A 17,596-nucleotide genomic window follows, 5' to 3' on the forward strand; every position below is an offset into this window, starting at 1 on the left:
CGACATGAGCACGACGACGACCGCCCTGCAGCCCGCCGACGACCTGCGCCACCGGGTCCCCGAAGGCGCGAAGGGGCGTGACAGCTACTTCTGGAACGTCATCCTCCCCGAGGAGCAGCTCGGCCTCCAGGTCTACGTGTGGATCGACGGCAAGGGCGTCGCCGGCCGCCAGGTCGCGGTCTGGGGCCCGGGCGCCGAGCCGCTCGCGTTCGAGGCGGTGTACGACGTCCCGCTCGGGTCAGGCGCCGACATCGACGACGTCGACGTCGCGGGGCTGCAGATCCGCCAGCCCGAGCCGCTGCAGTCCGCGGTGCTCCGCTACCGCTCCGACGCGGTGAACCTCGACTATGCGTTCGAGGCGCGGCACCCGGCCTTCAACTACGGGCTCAACGAGCACGGCTCGCCGCCGTGGATGGCGATCGAGCGCTACGAGCAGCTCGGCCGCGTGACCGGCCGCGTCGAGGTCGCCGGCCGCACGATCGAGCTCGACCGCCTCGGCCACCGCGACCACTCCTGGGGCCGGCGCAACTGGCGCGCCCCGCAGCACTGGAAGTGGATCGTCGCGAGCACGCCGTCCGGCCGGGCGCTGAACCTCTTCCGCTGGATCGTCCAGGGGGAGATCGGGACGAACGGCTACGTCCTGCGCGACGGCGTCCCGGTGGGGATCGCCGACGCGAAGACCCACGCCCGCTACGACGCCGACGGCACCCAGCGGTCCCTTGAGGCGACGATCACGACGGAGGACGGCGAGCAGACCGAGCTCGTCATGGAGCGCTACGGCGTCGTCGAGATCCCCGTGGGCGGCGGCACGGTCCTGTGGGAGGCGGCCTGCCGGGTGACCATCGACGGCGAGGACGGCGCGGGCCAGTTCGAGGCGCAGTGGGCGCGCGACTACGTCGACCGCCTGGTGGCCGCGCGATGAGTCAGGCGACGGCGACGGCGGCGGCGACGGGGGAGCCGGTGGCCGGCCTCGAGCGCCTCGGCGGCTACCTCGCGGGCGCCGGCCTGTGCGCCGGGCCGGTGACGGCCCGCCGGATCGGCGACGGCCACTCGAACCTCACCTACCTCGTCGAGGACGCCGCCGGCCGGCGCGTCGTCGTCCGGCGCCCGCCGCCGCCGCCGCTGCCGCCCGGCGGCCACGACATGCACCGCGAGGCGCGCGTCGTGCAGGCGCTCGCGGGGTCCGGCGTCCCGGTCGCGCGGATCCTCGCGACCGCCGCCGCCGGGGAGGCCTTCGGCGACGTCCCCGCCTACGTCATGGAGTACGTCGACGGCGAGGTCGTCACCGAGCGCACGCCGCCCGGCCTCGTGACCGCCGGCGGCCGCCGCGGCCTCGCCGAGCAGCTCGTCGACACGCTCGCGGCGCTGCACGCCGTCGACTGGCAGGCGGCGGGGCTCGAGGGCTTCGGCCGGCCCGCCGGGTCCAACGCCCACCTGCTGAAACGGTACGAGCGGCTCGTGGCCGACCCCGCGGACGGCACGCTGCCCGCGGCCTTCCGCCCGGTCTCGGCGTGGCTGCACGCGAGCGTCCCGGAGGAGACCGGCGCGACCATCGTCCACGGCGACTTCCGCATCGGCAACGTCATGGTCGCCCGCGGCGAGCCCGCGACGATCCTCGCGGTCCTCGACTGGGAGCTCGCGACGCTCGGCGACCCGCTCATGGACGTCGGCTACCTCCTCGCCACCTACGCGGTCCCCGGGGAGCCGCTGCACGCGGTCGCCGAGCTCGGCCGGGCGACGCTCGAGCCCGGCTACCCGAGCCGCGCCGAGCTCGCCGCCCGCTACGCCGCCGCCACCGGCCGCGACGTCTTGAGCCTCGGCTGGTTCACCGTCCTGAACCTCTACAAGCTCGCCGCGATGTACGAGTACAGCCGCCGCCGCGGCGAGGACGCCTACTACCGCAACCCCGCCCTCGTGGCGTGCCTCCTCGACCTCGCGCAGAGGGCGACCGGACGAGCCCCCGCCCGCCCGCCCGTCGCACCATCTGGGACATCCGCCGACGGACGATTGACCGCCGGCCGAGCCCGGGGATAGCGTCGTCGTGTTGACCAGCGCCACCCGACGAGCCGCGCCCGACACCCCAGGCCTCGCCGCCGACGCGCGCGCGGCCGCCGAGACCCGGCGCCTCGCCCTCGAGCTCCTGCCGGACTCGGTCGCGGTCTCGCAGGTCGTGCTCGCACGGGTCCTCGAGGTCCTGCCGGAGCTCGCGGCGGCCGAGGGCGCGGACGACGTCGCCCGCGAGAGCACCGACCAGAACATCGGCGCCATGCTCGCGACGCTCGCCTTCGCGGTGCCGCCGAGCGGGATGGAACCGCCGATCGGCACCCGCAAGCTCCTGCGTCAGGCGGTCGCCGGGGGCGGCGACGCGACGACGCTCCTGCACGCCTACCGCGTCGGCCACGAGCGCCTCTGGGAGGTGTGGTCCGACCACGTCGCGATGCACATCGCCGACCGGGAGCTGCAGCACGCCGTCCTGCGCCGGTCCTCCGCGCACTTCTTCACGTTCATCGACCGCAGCTGCGAGGAGCTCGTCGAGGAATACCGCCGCGAGTTCGCCGACCTCGCGGCGAGCGGCAACGCCACGTCGGCCGCGTCCAGGCGCGAGGTGCTCGACGTCCTGCTCGGCGACACCGCGGTCGACCTGGAGGCGGCCCGCGGGGTGCTCGGCTACGAGCTCCGCGGGCACCATCTGGGCCTCGTCCTCAGGCCCGTCGCCGTGGGCGCCGACGTCCGTGCCGCGCTCGACGCGATCCTCGCCGCCGCCGGGCGCCCGTCCTCGTTCTGCTGCCCGGCCGGCGACGGCTCGGTGTGGGCCTGGCTCGGCTGGGCCTCCGCGCCGCCCAGCGAGGGGCGCGAGGCGATCGCCCGCGTGAAGCTCGACGGCGTCGTCGTCGGGCTCGGCGAGCCGGGGCACGACCGCGACGGCTTCCGCGCGACGCACGAGCAGGCGGCCGAAGCCGAGCAGACCGTCCGCATGTCCCGCGTGCCCGCGCCCGGCGTCGTCGCCCACGAGTCGATCGCCCTCGCGGCGCTGCTGTGCAGCGACCGGACCCGGGCCGAGCGCCTCTGCCGCGCGCAACTCGGGGTCCTCACCGCGCCGGACGAGGCGAGTGCCCGCCTCCGTCACACCCTCGCCGTCTTCCTCGCCTGCGGTCGCAGTAAGGTCCGCACCGCCGAGCAGCTGTTCGTCCATCAGAAGACCGTCACGTACCGCATCGCCCGCGCCGAGCAGCTGCTCGGCCGCCCGGTGACCGAGCGCTCCGCCGAGCTGGACGCGGCGCTCCGGATCCACCGCACCCTCTTCGGGGACTGACCCCCGCCCCACCGGCCGCGTGCGGTCTCGTGGGGGATATTCCCCGACGAGACCGCACGCGGCCGGTCGCGGGCCGTCAGGGCCCGTGATCCCGCACCACCACTGGGTCTTTGGCCGCCGCGGCCAACGGTTCCTAGCCGCCGCAACCAGGCGCGCCGCCGCTCGCCCCGCAACCGGCCGCAACCTACGCCGGACGGCACATCCGCACCCCGAACGTTGGCAGCAAGGGCGGTATCTCCGGCCCATCGTGGCGCAGACACTCGACTGGTCGCGGACGGGCGCTCCCCCAGGAGCCCGCCGGGCCCGCGTCACACACGGCACCGGGGCCGCAACCCGGGAGACGGTCGCGACAGCGGCCGGCACAACGGAGGAGAGACCCGATGAAGAAGTACATGGCCTGCATCGCGACGGTCGTCGCGGTGGGATCTGTCTCAGCCTGTGGGAGCAGCAACGGCAGCTCCACCGGCTCCGCACCGGCCACCGCGGCCACGACCGGCTCTAAGGCCGCCACGGGCGGCTTCACCGGCTCGACGAAGCTCCCGTCCGGGAAGGTCGGCGTGCTGCAGGTCAACGCACAGTCCGAGCGCATCCAGATCTGGGGCAAGACCGCGAAGGACGCCCTCTCGAAGGTCGGCTGGAAGTCGGAGGTCATCGACGGCAAGGGCGACCCCGCCGCGTGGGCCCAGGCGATGACGACGTTCATCAACGAGAAGGTCGACGGCATCGTCACGCTCGCGATCGACCCGGCGGCGATCCTGCCGCAGCTGAAGGCGGCCAAGGCCGCCGGGATCCCGGTCATCACCGCGGGCATCACGGTCGCCGGTCCCGGCAAGAACCTCTACGCGGCGAACTACGCGCCGCCGGACGGCCGGTTCGGCCAGGTCCTCGCGGACTACCTGAAGACGAAGTTCCCGGCCGGCACCGAGTACGTCGACCAGGACCTCACCGCCGTCAGCGGTGCGCACGCGCTCATCACCGCCGGTGACCCGCTCATGAAGGCGGCGGGCTTCAAGCTCGTCGGGACGAAGGACCTCAACCCCGCCGACCTCGTGCCGCAGACCTCCAAGGCCGCCGTCGACCTCACGGCGGGCCACCCGAAGGCGAAGATCATGCTCACCTGCTGCGACTTCGCCCCGCCGATCGTCGTGCCCGCGCTGAAGCAGGCCGGCAGGACCGGCGTCACGATCGCCGCCCGCTACGACAACCCGAGCTCGCTGGCGCTCATCCGCCAGGGCGCCCCGGTCGTCATCGCCGCCGCGGACTCCGACCAGTCGGTGCTCCTCGCGATCGGTCAGCTGCTCGCGAAGAAGGCGTCCGGCACCGCGATCGACCCGAAGGCGGACGCGGGGAAGTACACGTTCAAGATGGTCGACAAGGCCACGGTCCCGGCCAGCGGGTTCGTGTTCGACCCGGCCACGCAGATCGCCGCAGCCGTCAAGCAGTGGCAGACGGAGTACTCACGATGACCACGGTCCCGCAGGTCGCCGGCGCGAAGCGCGCCGGGACCGCGGGCTCGGCGGCGGGGGCTCCGGCCCCCGCCGGCCCGGGCGCCGGGGGAAGCCCGTCCCGCGCGGCCCGCGGGCTCTCCCTCGTGGAGCGCTCCGCCGTCGTCGGCTCGTTCGTGATCATGGTCCTGCTCTTCTGCCTGCTCGCCGGGGACACGTTCCCCACCAGCGGCACCGTCAAGGACATCCTCGACCAGTGCGCCGTACCGGTCATCCTCGTCTGCGGGCTCACGCTCGTCCTGGCGGTCGGCGAGTTCGACCTCTCGTACACCGCGACGGTCGGGCTCGCCGCCGGACTCGTCATCGTCCTCACCGCGCAGCACGGCTGGTCGGTGGGCCCGGCGATCCTCGTCTCGCTGCTCGCCTCGCTCGCGGTCGGCGTCATCGTCGGCCTGCTCGTCACCGTCGGCCGCGCCTCGTCGTTCATCGTGACGCTCGCGATCGGCTCGGCCGTCACCGGCCTCGAGCTCGCCATCACCGGCAACAAGACGATCTTCCAGAACATCCCGGTGAACTACGCCGACCTCTCGGCGAAGACGCTCCTCGGGCTCAAGAGCCCGGTGTGGGCGGCGCTGCTCATCATGGGCGCGATCGCCGTCCTGCTCCACCGCACGCGCTTCGGACGGCAGGCGCAGGCGATCGGCGGCAACCCGACGGCCGCATACCTCGCGGGCGTCCGCGTCCGCCGCATCCGCGTCATCGCCTTCGCGATCGTCGCGGTCCTCGCCGGCGTCGCCGCGATCATCCTCACCTCGCGCGCCTCCTCGTACTACCCGAACTCGTCGGCCGGCTTCCTGCTCAACACCTACGCCGCGGCGTTCCTCGGCGCCTCGGTCGGCCGCTGGCGCGGCTTCACCGTCTTCGGCTCCGCCTTCGGCGTCCTGTGGATCACGACCCTGCAGACCGGCCTGACGCAGGCCAACGCCCCCGCCTGGACGTCGAGCTTCATCCAGGGCCTCGTCCTGGCCATCGCCGTCCTCGTCGCCTCCCGCGGCCGCCAGGCGACGTCATGAGCCCGCTCGCCGAGAGCGCCGTCGCGACGGCGCCGTGGATCGTCTGCCGCGCGGTCGAGAAGCACTACGCCGGCGTCCGGGCGCTCGCCGGCGCCGACCTCGACCTCCGTCCCGGCGAGGTCCACGGCCTCATCGGCCCGAACGGGGCCGGGAAGTCGACGCTCGTGAAGGTCCTCACCGGTGTCGTGCAGCGCGACGGCGGCGAGGTCCTCGTCGACGGGGAGGAGGTCCACCTGCGCACGCCGGTCGACGCCTCCGAGCGCGGGCTCATCCTCATGCCGCAGGAGATCGCGATCGTTCCCGCGGCGTCGGTCATCGACAACATCAACCTCGGCGCGGAGCCCACCCGGCGCGGGCTGCGCTGGGACGCCCAGTGCCGCCGCGAGGCCGCCGCCGCGCTCGCGGTGCTCGACCTCGACATCGACCCCGAGGCGAACGCCGGGACGCTCTCCGCCGCCCACCAGCGCATGCTCATGATGGCCCGTGCCGTGCACCGCAAGGCGCGCCTGCTCATCCTCGACGAGCCGACCGCCGGCCTCGCCACCCACGAGGCGGAGCTCGTCGGCGGCGCCGTCCGCCGGCTCGCCGGCGGCGAGCTGACGATCGTCTTCGTCTCCCACCATCTCTCCGAGGTCGCGAAGCTCTCGGACCGCGTGAGCTGCGTCCGCGAGGGCCGCGTCGTCGAGACCCTCGAACGCGACGAGCTGAGCAAGGACCGCCTCGTCGAGCTGCTCACCGGCGTGCCCCGGGGGGTCGCGATCCCCGCCGCCGCCGAGACCGCAGAGGCCGTCCCCGCCGCCGCCGCCGCGGCCGGCGGCGGCCTGGAGCTGCGCGGGGCGGGCGGGGCCCGCACCCGCGGCGTGGACCTCCACGCGCCCCGCGGCCAGGTCACGGGCATCACCGGCCTGCTCGGCTCGGGGGTGACCGAGCTCGTCGGGTTCCTCGTCGGCGCGCAGGCGCCGGCGGACGGCGAGGTCGTCCTCGGCGGCGAGCCGCTCGCGCTCCGGTCGCCGGCGGACGCGCTGCGCCGGTCGATCGGCTACCTCCCGGGCGACCGGACGAAGGCCGCCTTCGCGACGATGAGCATCCGGTCGAACGTCTCGATCGGCGCGCTCGACTCGTGGTTCGGGCGGTTCGGGCTGCTCCGGAACGCAAAGGAGGAGAGCGGCGTCGCCGCCGCCCTCTCGGTGCTGTCGGTCGAGGGCGACGCGCAGCGCCCGATCAGCGTCCTCTCCGGCGGCAACCAGCAACGCGCGCTCGTCGCCCGCCTCCTCGCCGCCGACGCCCGCATCCTCGTCCTCGACGAGCCGACCGTCGGCGTCGACGTCCGCGCCCGCGCCGAGCTGTGGGGCGCCGTCCGCGAGCTCGCCCACGACCGCGTCGTCGTCGTCGCCTCCAGCGAGCCCGACGAGCTCGTCGCGCTCTGCGACCGCGTCGTCTGCATCCGCGACGGCCGCGTCGCCGCCGTGCTCGAGGGCGATCGTGTCACCGAGGCGGCAATCGCCGGTGCAATCGCATGAGCGACTCCGGTACGACTCACACCACATCGGCGGGGCCGTCGGTCGCCGCCTCACCCAAGGGAGACGAGATGCTCGACACCGCATTCGAGGCGGTCGGGACCGGCCTGACGGTCTTCACCGACGACACGCCCGTGGAGGGGCCGGTCCGGTGGCTCGACTCGCCGCAGGCGGTCATGGAGTTCGTCGCCTCCGACGCGGTGAAGGACACGATCGTCCTCGTCCGCGGGGGGACGACGACGTTCCTCACGCCGGCGCTGAACGCGGGGGTGAAGGGTGTCCTCACCCTTCAGGGCGCGCCCGAGAGCCACCTCGGGATCCTCACCCGCGAGTACGGCATCCCGTGCGTCATGGGCGTGACGTTCGACCGCGGCGTGCGCAGCGCCCGCGGCGAGGTCATCCCCGCCGACGGCGCGCTCGTCCGGCTCGACATCTCCGCCGCGCCGCAGGGCACGGTGCTCATCGAGGCCGGCGCCCCCGAGGCCGAGGAGGGGACGCCCACCGCCCCGCCCGCGATGGACGCCGAGACGCTCGCGCAGGTCCAGGTGCTCCTCGAGCGCTTCGGCGGCGAGGTCCCGCACGGCACCGCGGGCGACGAGCAGTTCCGCGCCGGCCTGACCTCCGGCGTCCTGCACCTGGACGACGCGTCGATGCACCGCCCGCTCACCGACGCCGAGGTGAACGACCTCTCGCGCTACGCCGGCTGGAACATGTGGGACTGCCTCGCCGCCCGCGCGACCGAGGGCGAGTCCGGCCTCATCCCGCGCCAGGAGTACGAGTCGGTCTCGTTCGTCCAGATCTGGCAGCGCTACCCGGAGTTCCTGCGCCTCATCACCGAGGAGATCGGCGTCGACGGCGTCGTCGAGCTCGGCCGCGCCTCGCGCCGCGAGATCGGGACGAAGGCGAACCTCCTGCACTCGTGGGCCCTCGGTTTCGGCGTCGCGTTCGGCCGCGGCGTCGCGCTCGAGCTCGGCCTCACCGAGGATCGGCCGGAGGACCTCCGCGAGGCCTTCGCCTTCCAGCGGCGCCTCTACCACGGGCAGTGGGGCGGCGGCCCGATGTTCACCTCCATGCGCGGCTACCGCGCACAGCTGCTCGAGGACCACTGGCTGCGCCGGTTCGACGACGAGGTGACGTTCTTCACCGAGCCGGAGCAGCGCCGCGACTTCCAGCGCTTCTCCGCGAGCACCGAGATGCTCGGCTTCCTCCTGCACTTCGACAACCGCGCCGGGCTCTCGGACACCGGGCCCTACCCGACTGCGGACGGGGGCTTCGTCATCGTCCGCGACCACTTCCTCCAGGAGGACGCCTACCAGTGGGGCCAGCTCGCCGAGGGCCTCCCGTACGCGGTGACGCAGGCGATGTACTTCAAGCCGGACGAGCCGCTCGACCTGCAGCTCGTTGACATCGGGACGCTCTTCACCGAGCCGGCGAACTACCTCCGGCACCTGAAGGGCGCCGCGGTCTACGCCCGCGACCGGTGGGACACCCCGGCCGACCGGATCCGCCTGCTCGATCCGGAGGAGATGCGCCGCATCCAGGTGGCGTGCGACGCCGGCTGCAGCCGCCTCTACCCGCACATCGCGGGCATGTCCAAGCGCGAGAAGATCATGGCCGGTGCCAAGGTCTACTACACCGACTTCCTGCTCCCGTACGCCCGGGGCGCGGGCATGTGGAACCGCCTCGTGGGCGAGCTCGACTTCTTCGAGCTCGACCCGGTGACGTCGCAGTCGTACTACACGCTCGTGCGCGACGGGACCGCCGCCGCGCTCGTCCCGCGGCTGTTCCTCACCGGGACGGGTTTCCCGCCGCTCCCGGAGGCGGCGGACCCGCCGGACCCGGAGGCCTTCGACGCGCTCCACACGCTCGCGCTGCGCGGCATGGCCGCGGAGCTGCCCGGCGACGGGGCAGCGCTCGAGGCCGCCGGGCTCGTCGTCCCGACCCCGGCGGGCTGGATGCTCACGGACGCCGGGCGCACCGGTCACGAGCAGCTGCTCGCCGCCGAGCGCGCGTCCTTCGACCGCGCGGCGATCGCGCCCGCCTACGACCGGTTCCTCACGGTGAACGGGAAGCTCAAGGTGCTCTGCGTCTCCTGGCAGGCGGGCGACGCCGACCAGCGCGCCGCGCTGCTCGGCGAGCTCGAGGACCTCGTCGACCGGGCGCGCCCCGCGATCCGGCGCACCGCGAAGGTCCTGCCGCGCTTCGGGCGCTACGACGAGCGCCTGTCGGTCGCGCTCGGCCGCGCGCTCGGCGGCGAGGAGGGCTACGTCCTCAGCCCGCTCTGCGAGTCGGTCCACACCGTCTGGATGGAGCTGCACGAGGACTACCTCATGACCCAGGGCATCACGCGCGAAGAGGAGGGGAGCTACTGATGGCCCTCGTCGCGTTCACCGACCCCGTCGAGGCGGACAAGGCCGTCCTCGGCGGCAAGGGCGCGAGCCTCGTCCGGATGGCCCAGCTCGGGCTGCCCGTCCCGCCCGGCTTCGTCCTCGGCACGCCCGTCGGCCGTGCCTGGCTCGCGGACGGCGCGCTGCCCGCCGGCCTCGACGAGCAGATCGACGCGGCGCTCGCCGGCCTCGAGTCCGAGCTCGGCCGCCGCCTCGGCGACCCCGCGGCGCCGCTGCTCGTGTCCGTCCGCTCCGGCGCCCCGGTCTCGATGCCGGGGATGATGGACACGATCCTCAACGTCGGCCTCAGCGACGCGATCGTCGAGGCCCTCGCCGAGCACACCGGCGACCCGCACTTCGCCTGGTCGAGCTACGAGCGCCTGCTCGACAGCTACGCGATCACCGTCCGCGAGCTGGCCCGCGACGACGTCGAGGACGCGCTCTTCGACGCGGTCCCGGAGGGGGACGACGCGGGGGCGAAGGCCCGTGGTGCCGTCCGCGTCCTGAAGGGCCTGCTCGCCGACGCCGGCGCGCCGTTCCCGGAGGACCCGCGCCGGCAGATCGGCGAGTGCCTGGAGGCGGTCTTCCGCTCGTGGCGCTCGCCGCGCGCCGACGCCTACCGCGCCCACCGCGGCATCGACGGGGACCTCGGGACCGCGGCGGTCGTCCAGAGCATGGTGTTCGGCAATCGCGGCGAGGGTTCGGGCAGCGGTGTCGCGTTCTCCCGGGACCCGTCGACGGGTGCGCCCGGCGTCTACGGCGACGTCCTCTTCGACGCCCAGGGCGAGGACGTCGTCGCGGGCACGGCCGACCCGGACGACCTGCGCGCGCTCGCCGAGCGGCTGCCCGGCGTCCATGCCGACCTCGTCCGGATCCTCGGCGGGCTGGAGCGGAGCGCCGGCGACCTCGTCGAGTGCGAGTTCACGATCGAGGAGGGCCGGCTGTGGATCCTCCAGTTCCGGCCCGCCCAGCGCTCGGGCCGGGCCGCGGTGCGGTTCGCCGCGGACGCGGTCGACGAGGGCCTCCTCGACGCGGCGGCGGCCGCCGCACGCGTGAGCGACGAGCAGCTCACCGGCGCGCGGGCGCCGCGCTTCGCCGCCGAGGCGCCACCGGACACCGTCATCGCGCGCGGCCTCGCCGCCTCGCCGGGCGCGGGGGTCGGCGCCGCGGTCTTCGACGCCGCGCGCGCCCAGCGGCGCAGGGAGGCCGGCGAGGACGTCATCCTCGTGCGCCCGACGACGTCGCCCGCCGACGTGCACGGCTTCATCGCGAGCGTCGCGATCGTCACCGGCCGCGGCGGCCGCACGAGCCACGCGGCGGTCGTCGCGCGGGGCATGGCGCGGCCCGCGGTCTGCGGCATCGGGGAGGTGGTCGTCGCCCGCGACGGGACGAGCGCCACCGTCGCCGGGGTCACGATCCGCGAGGGCGACCTGCTCGCCGTCGACGGCGACCGCGGCCTCGTCGCGACGACCGCGCCGGCGTTCGCGGCGCCCGAGGAGGACGAGCGGCTCGCCCGGGTGGAGCGCTGGCGCGCCGCGGCCGAGGCGATGGCCGCGACCGCGACGACCGCGACCGCGATCGCGGTGCCCTCGTGAGCATCGCCGGCAAGCTCGCCTTCTACGCGCTGCCCGGCCACGTCGAGTCGGCGGCGCCGCTGCGCCAGGAGGTGGCCGACGGCGCCGCGCTCGGGCTCGGCGCCGTCCTGCTCTCGGAGCGGCTGAACGTCAAGGAGGGGGCCGCGCTCTGCGGCTACGCGGCGGCGCTCGCCGGGGACATGGAGGTCGTCGCCGGCCTGACGTACCCGCACACCCGGCACCCGATGGACCTCGCCGCGTTCGGGGGGACCATGGCCCACCTGGCGACCGGCGGCTTCACGCTCGGCCTCGGCCGCGGCGTGAACCACAACTGGGACACGTGGGGGATGCCGCGCCCCGGGATGGCGATGCTCGAGGACGCCGCCCACGTCCTGCGGCGGATGTGGAACGGCGAGGCCGTCGTCGACCACGACGGGCCGCTCGGCCGCTTCCCGGGGACGCTGTCGCTCGGCGTCGAGCTGCCGGTGATCCCGCGGCTCGCGCTCGGCGCCCTGGGCCCGAAGACGCAGCAGCTCGCCGGCCGCGCCTACGACGACCTCATCCTCCACTCGCACTGGACGCCGGAGGGCGTCGCGCGCAGCACGGCGCTCGCCCGCCGCGCCGCGGAGGAGGCGGGCCGCGACCCCGAGGCGCTGCGCATCTGGACGCTGCTCGTCACCGCCTGCGACATGAGCGAGGAGGACGTCCTGCAGCGCGTCGTCCGCCGCATGACGACGTACATGCAGTGGCCCGGCTACGGCGAGCTCATCGTCGAGGCCAACGGCTGGGACCCGGGCGTGCTGAAGCGGCTGCGCGAGCATCCCGTCCTCGACGGCCGGATGGCGGACGTCACGCGCTTCACGACCGACGAGCTGCGGGCGCTGCGCGACGTCTATCCCGAGGAGTGGCTCCGCGACGGCGCCGCCACCGGGACGCCCGAGCAGTGCGCCCGCAGCGTCCGCGCGCAGCTCGACGCCGGGGCCGACCGCGTCGTCCTGCACGGCAGCTCGCCCGCCGAGGTCACGTCCCTCGTCCACGCCCTCGAAGGAGCCCCCGCATGACCCTGCGCCGGTTCACCGCCGCCGACGACCTGCTGCACGACATCGCCGGCCGCCAGAACGGGCGCGAGTCGCTGTTCTACGTGCTGCCCGTCCCGCACGAGGGGCTGCTCGCGCTCGCCTACGTGTTCAAGGACGAGAGCACCGGGCGCTTCGGCCGGATCGTCGCGCTCGCCGACGGCGTCTCGCCCGACCCGCTCTTCCTCGACATGGCCGGCGACCTCGAGCTCGAGGGCGACGACCTCGACGACTTCGTCGTCGGCGGCCTCCACGTCCGCCAGCCCGAGCCGCTGCACGCGGCCGAGCTTGCCTTCGTCAGCCCGGACGGCTTCGCGATCACGTGCCGCCTGGAGGGGACGCACGCGCCGTTCAGCTGGCACGACGGCCCCGAGGGCTGCCCGCCGTGGGCCGCGGACGACCGCTACGAGCAGTCGGTCCGCACGCGCGGGACGTTCACGCTCCCGGGCCGCACGGTCGAGTTCGTCAGCGCCGGGCACCGCGACCACTCGTGGGGCACGCGCGACTGGCGTCCGCTCCAGCACTGGAAGTGGATCAACGCGACCGCGGTCGACGAGGACATCTCGCTGCACGGCTGGATCTCCTACGCGCTCGGCGACCGGCAGATCAACGGCTACGTCAGCCGCGGCGGCTTCGTCAGCCCGATCGTCGCCGCCGAGGCCCGCGCGACGCTCGACGAGGCCTTCATGCACACGAGCGTCGCCGGCCGCTTCACGACGGCCGACGGGCAGGAGCTGCGGCTGGAGGCGACGAGCGTCGCCGGCCTGCCGATCCCCGCGCGCCACATGCAGATGAACGAGATCGCCTGCAGCGCGACGCTCGACGGCCACGCCGCGATCGCGCACATCGAGCTCGGCTGGCCGCAGAGCTACATCGCCGACTACACCGCTCCCGGCGCGGAGCCGCGGGTCGAGAACACCACCACCCCCACGAACGACAGGAGCATCGCATGAGCTGGACCGACATCGGGAGGGGCCTGAACGTCTTCGACACCGAGCCCGTGGAGGGCCGCTCGAAGTGGCTCGACAGCCCGCAGGACGTGCTCGCCTTCGCGACGAGCGGGGAGGACGTCAGCGATGTCGTCGTCATCGCCCGGGGCGGCACGACGACGTTCGTCGCCCCGGCGCTGAGCCTCGGCGTCCGCGGCGTCCTCACGCTGCAGGGTGGCGTCGAGAGCCACCTCGGCATCGTCTCCCGCGAGTTCGGCATCCCCTGCATCGTCGGCGTGAGCTTCACCGAGGGCCGTGAGACCGAGCGCGGGGAGACGGTCCCCGAGGACGGGACGCTCCTGCGCCTGGACACGTCCGGCGTGCCCGACGGCCTCGTCCAGGCCGGGGGGACCCCGTCATGAGCGCCGAGGAGGAGTTCGCGAAGTTCCTCGAGAACTACCTCGCCCAGACGCCGCCCGGGGTCGAGGGCGACGCGCAGATGCGGGCGAGGCTCGCCGCGCCGATCACGACCCTCACCCGCGAGAGCGTCATGAAGGACGCGCTCGCCGACGAGGAGATCGACAGCTGGTTCGAGTACTTCGGCTGGAACCTGTGGGACGTCATCCGCTCCCGCGCGTCCGAGGGCGAGTCGGGCCTCATCCCGCGCCAGCAGTACGAGACGCTCGCCTTCGTCCAGCAGTGGGCGACGTACCCCGACCTCGTCCGCGCGCTCACCGCCGAGCTCGGCCCCGAGGGCGTCATCGCGCTCGGGCGCTCGATGCGCACCGAGGTCGGCAGCAAGGTGAACTTCCTGCGCAACTGGGCGTTCGCGTGCCCGCTCTTCGGCCGCGGCATCGCGTGCGCGCTCGGCCTGGAGCAGCCGACCGACCGCCGCGAGGACGTCGAGACGCTCATCCAGTTCGCCCGCCGCGTCATGTTCGGCGCGTGGGGCGAGGAGGAGGGCGGCGAGGCGTTCTGCGCGTCGCGCGGCTACCGCGTCGAGCAGCTCGAGCAGGCGGTCCGCGAGCGCTTCTGGGAGGACCGCGAGGTCTTCTCGGCGCCCGAGGAGGCGAAGCCCGTCCGCCAGTTCAACGCCCAGGCCGAGATCTTCGGGTTCCTCTTCCACTACGACTGCCGCGCCGGCGTCAACGACACCGGCCCGTACCCGACGCCGGACGGGGGCCTCGTCCTCGTGCGGGACCTGTTCCTCAGCGAGCCGGGCTACCCGTGGTCGCACGTCGCCGACGGCCTGCCGTACGCGCTGACGCAGGCGTTCTTCTTCCCGCCCGGCGCCCCGATCGAGTTCGTCGTCAACGACCTGGCCACGGTGTTCACGACGCCCGCCGACTACCAGAAGCACGTCGTCGCGGTGAGCACCTACGTCCGCGACACGTGGGACACGCCGGTCGACTGGCTCCGGCAGATCGGGCCGGAGGAGCGGGCGCAGATCGCGAAGGACGCCTCCGCCGCGCTGATGAAGCTCTACGCCCACATCGCGGGGAACGACACCGACGCGAACCTCCGCGCCGGGATCCGCATGTACTCGCGGGAGATGATCATGCCCCACGCCCGCGCCGCCGGTCTGTGGGACCGGTTCGTCGCCGACGGCTTCGACGACATCCACCCGCTGACCGAGCAGGCGTGGCCGACGCTCAGCGGCCCCGCCGCCGCGGAGGTGCTTGCGCCCGTGCTGCTGCTCGGTCAGGCGTTTCCGTCCGTGCGGGCGACGGTCGCGGGCTGATGCTCGCGCCCGCCGACGACCTGCGGCACCCCGGGGAGATCTCCGGGGTGCACGGCCGGGAGAGCCTCTTCTACAACCTGCTCCTCCCCGAGCACGGCGTCATCCTGTTCGTCTACACGTGGGTCGACGCCGAGGACCGTGCGGGCTACCTGTTCACCGTCGTCGGCGAGGACGACGACCGCCGCTGCTTCTTCGCGAACGACGGCGTGCCGATCGGCGAGCGCGACTTCGACGACTGGGCGGTGGACGGCCTGACGCTGCGGCACGCCGACCTGCTGCGGACGGCGGAGCTCGCGTTCGCGGGGGAGGGGGTCGACTTCCGGGCGACGTTCACCGCGACCCACCCGGCGTTCAGCTACCGCGACAACGCCGACGGCTGCCCGTCGTTCGTCGCGACCGACCGCTTCGAGCAGGCGGGCCGGATGACGGGCACGCTCGTCCTCGACGGGACCGAGATCGCGGTCGACGCGACGGCCCAGCGCGATCACTCCTGGGGCGAGCGGGACTGGGCGGCGATCCAGGACTGGAAGTGGCTCTCGGCCCAGGCGTCCGACGACCTCGCCCTGAACGTCATGCTCATCCACGCCCGCGGCGAGACGACGTGCCACGGGTACGTCGCCCGCGAGGGCGTCACGACCCCGGTCGTCGACGTCGCGATCCGCGCGGAGTACGACGACCGCTGGTGGCAGCGCGACGTCACGGCGACGATCGTCGACGCCGAGGGCCTGGAGACCGTCGTCGCGGGGCGGCGGTTCGCGCTCCTGAGCTTCGAGGCCGGCGGCGCCGCGACGCTCAACGAGGCGGCGTGCACCGGCACGATCGACGGCGCCCCCGCGCTGATCCACTTCGAGTGCGGCTGGCCGATCGCCTACGCCGCGGCGCAGGCGCGGGCGCGGGCACGGGCCTGACGTCGCCAGGCCCGCCGGGGGCACGACGCACGTGCGTGGAATCCCGGTGCGCGTCACGCGCACCGGGATTCCACACGTCCGGCCTCAGGCCGTCGCGGCCGCCTGATCGCGCTTGCGGATCGTCGGCTTGTCGATCTTGCCGACGGGGTTCTTCGGCAGCTCGTCGAGGATGTGGATCTCGACGGGGAGCTTGTACTTCGCGAGCTTGTCCCTGCAGAGCTCGTGGAGCTCGTCGACGGTGACGTCGGCGTCCGGGCGCAGCGAGACGTAGGCGACGACGACCTCGCCGAGGACGTCGTCGGGGCGCCCGACGACCGCGGCCTCGAGGATGCCCTCGTGCGTGTAGAGCGCCGACTCGATCTCCTTGGGGTAGATGTTCTCCCCGCCGCGGATGATCATGTCCTTGATGCGGTCGACGATCCGCAGGTAGCCGTCCTCGTCGATGATGCCGACATCGCCGGTGTGCAGCCAGCCGTCGATGATGGTCTTGGCGGTCTCCTCGGGCTTGTTGAGGTAGCCGCGCATGACGACCGGCCCGCGGATGACGACCTCGCCGCGCTCGCCCTGGGGCAGGATGTTGCCGTCGGGGTCCATGACCTCGACCTCCTGGCCGGGCATGGCGGGGCCGACCGTGCCGGGCTTGCGCACGCCGTCGATCGGGTTGATCGTCGAGGCGCACGTGCCCTCGGAGAGGCCGTAGCCCTCGATGAGGACGACGCCGAAGCGGGACTCGACCCGCTCGATGAGCTCGACCGGCGCGGGCGCCGCGCCGCACACGACGAAGCGCAGCGACGAGGTGTCCGCGCTCTCGGACTCGGGCAGCGCGGTGAGCATCGCGTAGATCGCGGGGACGGCCGAGAAGTACGTCGGGCGGGCCTGCTCGACGAGGCCGAAGAACGTCTTCGGGCTGAAGCGCGAGGCGATCGTGATGCGGCCGCCGCCGAGGAGCGGCGTGAGCGTCCCGGCGATGATCCCGTTCGCGTGGAAGAGCGGCAGGATGAGGAGGCTGTGGTCCTCCGGCGAGATCTGGAAGGCCTCGCCCGCGCTGCGGCACATCGCGTAGAGGTTCGACTGGTCGAGCATGACGCCCTTCGGCTTGCCGGTCGTGCCGCTCGTGTAGATGAGCAGGGCGACGGCGGCCGTGTCGGCCGGCATCTCGGGCAGCGCGGCGCCGGAGGGGTCGTCGGCGAGCGAGCCGACCTCGATGACGTTGCCCTCGAGCTCGAGGCCGTCGCCCACGATGACCTTCGAGCCGGCGTCGTCGACCTGGTACTGCATCTCGGTCTTCGTCAGCACCGGGTTCACCGGCGTGACCGCGGCGCCCAGGCGCCAGGCGGCGAAGAGGCTGATGACGAGCTCGGCGCGGTTCGGGAGGACGACCGCGACGACGTCGCCCGTGCCGATGCCCTGCCGCTGGAAGGCCGCCGCGGCGCGGTTGACGCGGTCGAGCAGGCCCGCGTTGTCGAGCTTCAGGTTGTCGTCGGCGATCGCGGGCGCGGAGGGATCGGCGGCCGCGCGGGCCTCGGGGAGGGCGGCGAAGTGCCGGACGTCGGAGAGCGAGGAAGCGGACATGACGCGACCCTAACCCGGGGCCTCCGGCACGCGCGGGGTGTCTTCCCACAAGCGGAGCGGC

General features: G+C 73.8%; 14 protein-coding genes. 13 read left to right on the forward strand and 1 reads right to left on the reverse strand.

What is annotated here, in order from left to right; genetic code table 11:
- The first annotated feature begins 4 nt into the window (after positions 1-4).
- The 13 genes from NBH00_RS13310 to NBH00_RS13370 all read left to right on the forward strand — a co-directional run bounded on the left by NBH00_RS13310 (position 5) and on the right by NBH00_RS13370 (position 15,963).
- A complete protein-coding gene (locus NBH00_RS13310) occupies positions 5-922 on the forward strand; it encodes a DUF7064 domain-containing protein (RefSeq protein ID WP_254569078.1) in 918 nt (305 codons plus the stop codon).
- Positions 919-2,034, forward strand: a complete 1,116-nt coding sequence (locus NBH00_RS13315; RefSeq protein WP_254569079.1) for a phosphotransferase family protein — start codon at positions 919-921, stop codon at positions 2,032-2,034. Before NBH00_RS13310 ends, NBH00_RS13315 begins: the two co-directional genes overlap by 4 nt.
- A 10-nt stretch (positions 2,035-2,044) precedes the next feature.
- A complete protein-coding gene (locus NBH00_RS13320; RefSeq protein ID WP_254569080.1) occupies positions 2,045-3,313 on the forward strand; it encodes a PucR family transcriptional regulator in 1,269 nt (422 codons plus the stop codon).
- A gap of 380 nt (positions 3,314-3,693) precedes the next feature.
- Positions 3,694-4,779 carry a sugar ABC transporter substrate-binding protein gene (locus tag NBH00_RS13325; protein WP_254569081.1) on the forward strand — a complete coding sequence of 362 codons (1,086 nt, stop codon included), beginning with the start codon at positions 3,694-3,696 and terminating at the stop codon, positions 4,777-4,779.
- Positions 4,776-5,831: an ABC transporter permease gene (locus tag NBH00_RS13330; RefSeq protein ID WP_254569082.1), complete on the forward strand. Its 1,056-nt coding sequence runs from the start codon at positions 4,776-4,778 to the stop codon at positions 5,829-5,831. The genes NBH00_RS13325 and NBH00_RS13330 overlap by 4 nt, the downstream gene beginning before the upstream one ends.
- Positions 5,828-7,351, forward strand: coding sequence for a sugar ABC transporter ATP-binding protein (locus tag NBH00_RS13335; RefSeq protein WP_254569083.1), 1,524 nt, complete (start codon positions 5,828-5,830; stop codon positions 7,349-7,351). Before NBH00_RS13330 ends, NBH00_RS13335 begins: the two co-directional genes overlap by 4 nt.
- A 68-nt stretch (positions 7,352-7,419) precedes the next feature.
- On the forward strand, positions 7,420-9,720 hold the full coding sequence (locus NBH00_RS13340; RefSeq protein ID WP_254569084.1) for a PEP-utilizing enzyme: 2,301 nt from the start codon (positions 7,420-7,422) through the stop codon (positions 9,718-9,720).
- Complete coding sequence (locus NBH00_RS13345) at positions 9,720-11,330, forward strand: pyruvate, phosphate dikinase (protein WP_254569085.1); 1,611 nt, start codon at positions 9,720-9,722, stop codon at positions 11,328-11,330. Before NBH00_RS13340 ends, NBH00_RS13345 begins: the two co-directional genes overlap by 1 nt.
- Positions 11,327-12,370 carry a TIGR03857 family LLM class F420-dependent oxidoreductase gene (locus NBH00_RS13350; protein WP_254569086.1) on the forward strand — a complete coding sequence of 348 codons (1,044 nt, stop codon included), beginning with the start codon at positions 11,327-11,329 and terminating at the stop codon, positions 12,368-12,370. The genes NBH00_RS13345 and NBH00_RS13350 overlap by 4 nt, the downstream gene beginning before the upstream one ends.
- Positions 12,367-13,338: a DUF7064 domain-containing protein gene (locus NBH00_RS13355; RefSeq protein WP_254569087.1), complete on the forward strand. Its 972-nt coding sequence runs from the start codon at positions 12,367-12,369 to the stop codon at positions 13,336-13,338. The genes NBH00_RS13350 and NBH00_RS13355 overlap by 4 nt, the downstream gene beginning before the upstream one ends.
- Positions 13,335-13,736, forward strand: coding sequence for a PEP-utilizing enzyme (locus NBH00_RS13360; protein WP_254569088.1), 402 nt, complete (start codon positions 13,335-13,337; stop codon positions 13,734-13,736). Before NBH00_RS13355 ends, NBH00_RS13360 begins: the two co-directional genes overlap by 4 nt.
- Positions 13,733-15,055 (forward strand): hypothetical protein, encoded by a 1,323-nt coding sequence (locus tag NBH00_RS13365; protein WP_254569089.1) that lies wholly within the window; start codon positions 13,733-13,735, stop codon positions 15,053-15,055. Before NBH00_RS13360 ends, NBH00_RS13365 begins: the two co-directional genes overlap by 4 nt.
- A complete protein-coding gene (locus NBH00_RS13370) occupies positions 15,055-15,963 on the forward strand; it encodes a DUF7064 domain-containing protein (RefSeq protein WP_254569090.1) in 909 nt (302 codons plus the stop codon). The genes NBH00_RS13365 and NBH00_RS13370 overlap by 1 nt, the downstream gene beginning before the upstream one ends.
- Positions 15,964-16,047: 84 nt before the next feature.
- Here the strand turns inward: NBH00_RS13370 and NBH00_RS13375 are convergent, their stop codons facing one another.
- The gene (locus NBH00_RS13375; protein ID WP_254569091.1) at positions 16,048-17,535 is read right to left on the reverse strand and encodes a class I adenylate-forming enzyme family protein; all 1,488 of its coding nucleotides are present in this window, start codon (positions 17,533-17,535) and stop codon (positions 16,048-16,050) included.
- Positions 17,536-17,596 lie beyond the last annotated feature (61 nt).

This window comes from Paraconexibacter antarcticus (genome assembly GCF_024220175.1).
Lineage (GTDB): Bacteria > Actinomycetota > Thermoleophilia > Solirubrobacterales > Solirubrobacteraceae > Paraconexibacter > Paraconexibacter antarcticus.

Coding starts and splice junctions, on each gene's coding strand:
- NBH00_RS13370 (WP_254569090.1), top strand. CDS start 15,055: ATGCTCGCGCCCGCCGACGACCTGCGGCACCCCGGGGAGATCTCCGGG.
- NBH00_RS13310 (WP_254569078.1), top strand. CDS start 5: ATGAGCACGACGACGACCGCCCTGCAGCCCGCCGACGACCTGCGCCAC.
- NBH00_RS13335 (WP_254569083.1), top strand. CDS start 5,828: ATGAGCCCGCTCGCCGAGAGCGCCGTCGCGACGGCGCCGTGGATCGTC.
- NBH00_RS13375 (WP_254569091.1), bottom strand. CDS start 17,535: ATGTCCGCTTCCTCGCTCTCCGACGTCCGGCACTTCGCCGCCCTCCCC.
- NBH00_RS13355 (WP_254569087.1), top strand. CDS start 12,367: ATGACCCTGCGCCGGTTCACCGCCGCCGACGACCTGCTGCACGACATC.
- NBH00_RS13340 (WP_254569084.1), top strand. CDS start 7,420: ATGCTCGACACCGCATTCGAGGCGGTCGGGACCGGCCTGACGGTCTTC.
- NBH00_RS13325 (WP_254569081.1), top strand. CDS start 3,694: ATGAAGAAGTACATGGCCTGCATCGCGACGGTCGTCGCGGTGGGATCT.
- NBH00_RS13345 (WP_254569085.1), top strand. CDS start 9,720: ATGGCCCTCGTCGCGTTCACCGACCCCGTCGAGGCGGACAAGGCCGTC.
- NBH00_RS13315 (WP_254569079.1), top strand. CDS start 919: ATGAGTCAGGCGACGGCGACGGCGGCGGCGACGGGGGAGCCGGTGGCC.
- NBH00_RS13330 (WP_254569082.1), top strand. CDS start 4,776: ATGACCACGGTCCCGCAGGTCGCCGGCGCGAAGCGCGCCGGGACCGCG.
- NBH00_RS13365 (WP_254569089.1), top strand. CDS start 13,733: ATGAGCGCCGAGGAGGAGTTCGCGAAGTTCCTCGAGAACTACCTCGCC.
- NBH00_RS13360 (WP_254569088.1), top strand. CDS start 13,335: ATGAGCTGGACCGACATCGGGAGGGGCCTGAACGTCTTCGACACCGAG.